General features: G+C 31.3%; 6 protein-coding genes. All 6 read left to right on the plus strand.

Going from position 1 to position 5,601, the window contains the following annotated elements; all coding sequences use genetic code 11:
* The first annotated feature begins 82 nt into the window (after positions 1 to 82).
* The gene (gene leuB / locus ABY863_RS12490; protein ID WP_372795336.1) at positions 83 to 1,198 is read left to right on the plus strand and encodes a 3-isopropylmalate dehydrogenase; all 1,116 of its coding nucleotides are present in this window, start codon (positions 83 to 85) and stop codon (positions 1,196 to 1,198) included.
* A gap of 52 nt (positions 1,199 to 1,250) precedes the next feature.
* Positions 1,251 to 1,982 carry a nitroreductase family protein gene (locus ABY863_RS12495; protein ID WP_372795338.1) on the plus strand — a complete coding sequence of 244 codons (732 nt, stop codon included), beginning with the start codon at positions 1,251 to 1,253 and terminating at the stop codon, positions 1,980 to 1,982.
* 25 nt (positions 1,983 to 2,007) lie between these two features.
* Positions 2,008 to 2,802: a serine O-acetyltransferase gene (locus ABY863_RS12500; RefSeq protein WP_372795340.1), complete on the plus strand. Its 795-nt coding sequence runs from the start codon at positions 2,008 to 2,010 to the stop codon at positions 2,800 to 2,802.
* A gap of 3 nt (positions 2,803 to 2,805) precedes the next feature.
* Entirely contained in the window at positions 2,806 to 3,693 is an 888-nt protein-coding gene (cysM, locus tag ABY863_RS12505) for a cysteine synthase CysM (RefSeq protein WP_372795342.1), read from the plus strand.
* 85 nt (positions 3,694 to 3,778) lie between these two features.
* Entirely contained in the window at positions 3,779 to 4,933 is a 1,155-nt protein-coding gene (locus ABY863_RS12510) for a DegT/DnrJ/EryC1/StrS family aminotransferase (protein ID WP_372795344.1), read from the plus strand.
* Positions 4,933 to 5,601, plus strand: a 669-nt coding sequence (locus ABY863_RS12515) for an NAD-dependent epimerase/dehydratase family protein (RefSeq protein ID WP_372795346.1), incomplete at its 3' end; no start/stop codon positions are given. The genes ABY863_RS12510 and ABY863_RS12515, both read left to right, overlap by 1 nt.

Consider the following 5,601-nt stretch of genomic DNA (forward strand, 5'->3'; position numbering starts at 1 on the left):
TAATTCACAAAATAATTATTATTTTTATCGTTGATACTGTTATTGTTAACTCCATTTGATCTTAAAAATAGAATCATTACAGATGAAATTAAAAATCGCTTTACTTCCTGGTGATGGAATTGGTCCTGAAGTAACCCAACAGGCTGTAAAGGTATTAAATGCTATTGCCGAAAAATACCATCATACTTTCGAGTACGTTACAGCTTCAATTGGAGCCATAGCCATTGAAAAATATGGAGAACCACTTCCAGACGAAACACTTAAAATTTGTGTTGAAGCTGATGCTATTTTGCTTGGTACTATTGCCGATTTAAAATATGACAACAATCCAAATGCTAAAATTCGTCCAGAGCAAGGTATATTAAAACTTCGGAAAAGTTTAGGGCTTTTTGCAAATATTAGACCTTTAACTACTTATAATTCATTGCTTCATAAATCAAACCTAAAAGAAGAAGTAATTAAAGGAATCGATTTTGTAATTTATAGAGAACTTACTGGTGGTAGTTATTTTGGAGAAAAAAACTTAAGTGATGATGGAAATTCAGCATCAGACAATTGTATTTATACTGCTGAAGAAATTGATAGAATAGCGCATTTAGCCTTTAAAGCAGCACAAGCAAGACGAAAAAAATTAACATTGGTAGACAAGGCCAATGTTTTAGAAACTTCACGACTTTGGAGAAAAAGAGTACTTGAAATAGCCAAAGAATATCCAACTATAAAATTAGAATTTTTATTTGTAGACAATGCCGCTAAGCAACTTATATTAAACCCAAAACAGTTTGATGTAATTTTAACCGAAAATATGTTTGGAGACATTCTTTCTGATGAAGCGAGTGTCATTTCAGGGGCTATTGGCTTGTTAACTTCTGCTTCAATTGGTAAACACGCTGCGTTATTTGAACCTGTTCATGGATCTTATCCAGTAGCTAAAGGTAAAAATATTGCCAATCCTTTGGCTTCTGTATTATCCGCTGCAATGTTACTAGAACATTTCTATTTATTTGAAGAAGCTGAAGATATAAAAAACGCTGTTGAAAAATCTATAAACTTAAACATTTCAACGCCAGATTTAAATGCTACCAATCATTTTTCAACTACAAGCGTTGGAAATTTTTTAAGCGATTTCATTTTAGATGAAGAAAACACATTTTACAATAAAAACAATATAGATTTAGGGCAATCTACTATTATTTAATAGTTAAAAATCAAAAACAAAAAGTAACAAGTTTTTGTTTAATTTTACAGCCATGAAAAACACGAGCCTTATTGACGCTATTAACTATCGCCGTTCTGTTAGAGTATACGATGAAAACAAAGAAATTGACTCAGAAACTGTAAAAAAGTGCATTCAGCAAGCAACATTAGCTCCAAATAGTAGCAATATGCAATTATGGGAATTCCATCATATAACTTCAAAAGATATCTTAGCTGAATTGGCAGTTGCCTGTTTGGGACAAAGTGCAGCAACCAGCGCAAAAGAAATGGTTGTGATTGTAGTTCGTAAAGATGTATGGAAACAACGCGTAAAAGCACATATTAGTTATTTAACTCAATTATTTGGAATAAAACCAACAAATGAATATTCAGGACGTGAAAAATTTGCCTTAAATTATTATAAAAAATTAATGCCTTTCGTTTACAGTGATTTTTTTGGAGTTTTTGGCTACATAAAGTATGCTATTTCCTGGGTCACAGGACTTTTCAGACCTGTTTACAGACAGCTTAGAAAGTCAGATATTCGAGTTGTTGCTCACAAAAGTGCTGGTTTAGCTGCTCAAACTTTTATGTTAAGTATGGCTGCTGAAAATTACGACACATGCCCAATGGAAGGAAATGATACACTTCGCATAAAAAAAATATTAAAATTGCCTTCAAAAAGTGAAATTAACATGGTAATATCTTGTGGAATTCGAAAACCTGAAGGTGTTTATGGTGAACGTTTTAGAATTCCTTTTGAAAGTATTTACAAACAATGGTAATTAGTTTCAAATTAAACCGTCAAAAATGAATATGACAACAAAAGAAGAAATAATTCAAAAAATTATAGCAAATAAAAATAGGCCTCACTTAAATTTCAGCCTAAAACATAAAACTGAAAAATTTACAAATAATCTATTTTTTACCTTATTTGATGCCCAAGCCTGCGTGGCCAGTAATATCAAGCAATTAGAGGATGACTTTAAAGAGATTTACAGACTTGCTTGTTTAATTAAAGATGGCACATGTGAAACCATTTGGAATAATTTTCTATATAAATTACCAACAATTTTAGAAAATTTAAACTTAGACGCTCAAGAATTGGTAAACAATGATCCTGCGTCCAATAATATAGAAGAAGTATATTTAGCTTATCCTGGTTTTTACGCTATTGCTATTTATAGATTTAGTCATGAACTATTATTGCTAAACACCCCTTTAATACCAAGATTAATGAGTGAATATGCACATAGTAAAACTGGAACCGATATTCATCCAGGAGCCACTATTGGCAAGTCATTTTTTATTGACCATGCAACAGGAACTGTTATTGGAGAAACTTGCTTAATAAAAGACCATGTTAAAATTTATCAAGGAGTAACTTTAGGCGCTTTGCAAGTTTCAAAAGAATTGAAAAACACAAAGAGACACCCAACTGTAGAAAATAATGTAACTATTTATGCGAATGCTACTATTCTTGGAGGTGAAACTGTTATTGGTGAAAATTGTACTATTGGAGGTAATGTTTGGATTACTAAATCTGTTCCAAAAAATTCATTAGTTTATCATTCAAATGAGACAAAATTAAAACCTAAATTTTAACTAATGGAAACTAACAATTTATTCAATTTTTTAGGAAATACACCTTTAGTGAAAGTTCAAAAATTATTAGTGAAAGAAGGTGTTACTTTATTGCTAAAATTGGAAGGAAATAATTTAGCAGGAAGTGTTAAAGACAGACCTGCATATAATATGATTTCTTCGGCTCTTGAAAGAAATGAAATAAAAAAAGGAGATTATTTAATTGAAGCTACTAGTGGAAATACTGGAATTGCATTAGCCATGATAGCGCAACAATTTGGTTTACATATGGAATTGGTAATGCCTGAAAACTCCACAAAAGAACGAATTCAGACCATGCAAGCTTATGGAGCAAAAGTTACATTAACAGCTGCTGAAATCGGAATAGAAGGCGCCAGAGAATATGCTGAAAAACAAGTAATTGACAAAGGTTATTTTATGCTAAATCAGTTTGCAAATGATGACAATTGGAAAGCACATTATAAAACTACAGGTCCTGAAATTTGGCATGATACTCATGGTGAAATAACTCATTTTGTTTCAGCAATGGGAACAACAGGAACCATTATGGGAACTTCAACTTTTTTAAAAGAAAAAAATGCAGCCATCCAAATTATTGGTGTGCAGCCAACTGATAATTCTAAAATTCCTGGAATTAGAAAATGGCCAAAAGAATTTCTTCCAAAAATATTTGATCCTAAAAAAGTGGATGAAATTATTGAGATAAGTGAAGAAGAATCTCGTGAAATGACTAAAAGATTAGCTAAAGAAGAAGGAATATTTTCAGGAATGAGTGGTGGTGGCGCTGTTTCTGCTTCATTAAAATTAGCAAAAACACTTACAAAAGGTACTATTGTAACTATAATTCCTGATAGAGGTGATCGTTATTTATCTTCCAATTTATTTGAATAAAATGGTATAAACATATGTATATTTAAGATTGTTTAGCAATCACTTTTATTGTATTTTTGTTTGGCAAATTATTTAATTATTTTCCATGAGAAAAATACAAATGGTTGACCTACTTGGTCAATACGATAAAATACAAGAACAAATTGATTCAAAAATATTAGAAGTTGTAAAATCTGGAGCTTATATAAACGGTCCAGAAGTACATAATTTCCAGAAAGAATTAGAAGATTATTTAGGTGTAAAACATGTAATTCCTTGTGCAAACGGAACAGATGCTCTTCAAATTGCAATGATGGGATTAGGGTTAAAACCTGGTGATGAAGTTATCACAGCCGATTTTACATTTGCAGCTACTGTTGAAGTTATTGCTCTTTTACAATTAACACCTGTTTTAGTTGATGTTGAAAAAGATACTTTTAACATGAATCTTGAAGCTTTAAAGAAAGCTATTACACCAAAAACGAAAGCTATTGTGCCTGTTCATTTATTTGGACAATGTGCAAATATGGAAGCTGTTTTAGAGATTGCAAAAGTGCATAACTTATTTGTAATTGAAGATACCGCACAAGCTATTGGAGCAAATTACACTTTTAGTAATGGCACTAAAAAGAAAGCTGGAACTATGGGAATTATTGGTACAACTTCATTTTTCCCTTCAAAAAACTTAGGTTGTTATGGTGATGGTGGTGCAATTTTTACAAATGATGATGACTTAGCACACATTTTAAGAGGAATGGTAAACCATGGAATGTACAAACGTTATTACCATGATGTTGTTGGTGTAAATTCTAGATTAGATAGTATACAAGCGGCAGTTTTAAGAATAAAATTAACACATTTAGATGCTTATTGCAATGAGCGCAGAAAAGCGGCTCGTTATTATAACAATGCTTTTAAAAATGAACAATTTATAAGTACTCCAAAAATGGGGAATGGTTGTGAATTTGTTTGCGACAATTGCGATTGCCATGTATTTCATCAATACACCTTACAAATTACTAATGGAAAACGCAACGAATTACATCAGCATTTATTAGATAACGGAATTCCAAATGCAATCTATTATCCAGTTGCTTTACATAGTCAAAAAGCATATGTAGATGCTCGTTATAATGAAGCTGATTTTAAAGTTACTAATGAATTGATAGAAACAGTTATCTCCTTACCAATGCATACAGAATTGGATACCGAACAACAAGATTTTATTATTAAAACAATTATAGATTTTATAAATAACTAATGACAAAAATTTTAGTAACTGGCGGATTAGGATTTATTGGCTCACATACAGTTGTAGAACTTCAAAACGAAGGTTTTGAAGTTCTAATAATTGATGATTTATCAAATTCATCTATTGATGTACTTGATAAAATAACTTCAATAACAACTATAAAACCTAGTTACTTTAATATTGATTTAAAAGATAAAGTGGCTGTTCAGCAATTTTTTAAAGAAAATAAAGTAGCTGGTGTTATTCATTTTGCTGCCTCAAAAGCAGTGGGTGAAAGTGTTGAAAAACCTTTAGAATATTACGAAAACAATATTGGTTCGCTTGTTTATTTATTCAAAGAAATGAAAGCTAACCATGTAAATAACTTCATTTTTAGCTCATCTTGTACTGTTTACGGACAAGCTGATGAACTGCCAATAACAGAAAACGCATCGGTAAAACCTGCTGAATCGCCTTATGGAAATACCAAAAAAATTGGAGAAGAAATTATAAAAGACACCACAAAAGTTTCAGAAATAACAGCAATTGCGTTACGTTATTTTAATCCGATAGGTGCTCATAAATCTGCAAAAATTGGAGAATTACCAATTGGAGTTCCACAAAATTTAATCCCTTTTGTTACACAAACTGCTGCTGGTATTCGTAAAGAATTATCAGTCTTTGGAAGTGATTATCCA

This window comes from Lutibacter sp. (assembly GCF_041562875.1).
GTDB lineage: Bacteria > Bacteroidota > Bacteroidia > Flavobacteriales > Flavobacteriaceae > Lutibacter.

Excerpts from the sequence above, each read along its gene's own strand:
- leuB (WP_372795336.1), top strand. The coding sequence starts at position 83 with ATGAAATTAAAAATCGCTTTACTTCCTGGTGATGGAATTGGTCCTGAA.
- ABY863_RS12495 (WP_372795338.1), top strand. The coding sequence starts at position 1,251 with ATGAAAAACACGAGCCTTATTGACGCTATTAACTATCGCCGTTCTGTT.
- ABY863_RS12500 (WP_372795340.1), top strand. The coding sequence starts at position 2,008 with ATGAATATGACAACAAAAGAAGAAATAATTCAAAAAATTATAGCAAAT.
- cysM (WP_372795342.1), top strand. The coding sequence starts at position 2,806 with ATGGAAACTAACAATTTATTCAATTTTTTAGGAAATACACCTTTAGTG.
- ABY863_RS12510 (WP_372795344.1), top strand. The coding sequence starts at position 3,779 with ATGAGAAAAATACAAATGGTTGACCTACTTGGTCAATACGATAAAATA.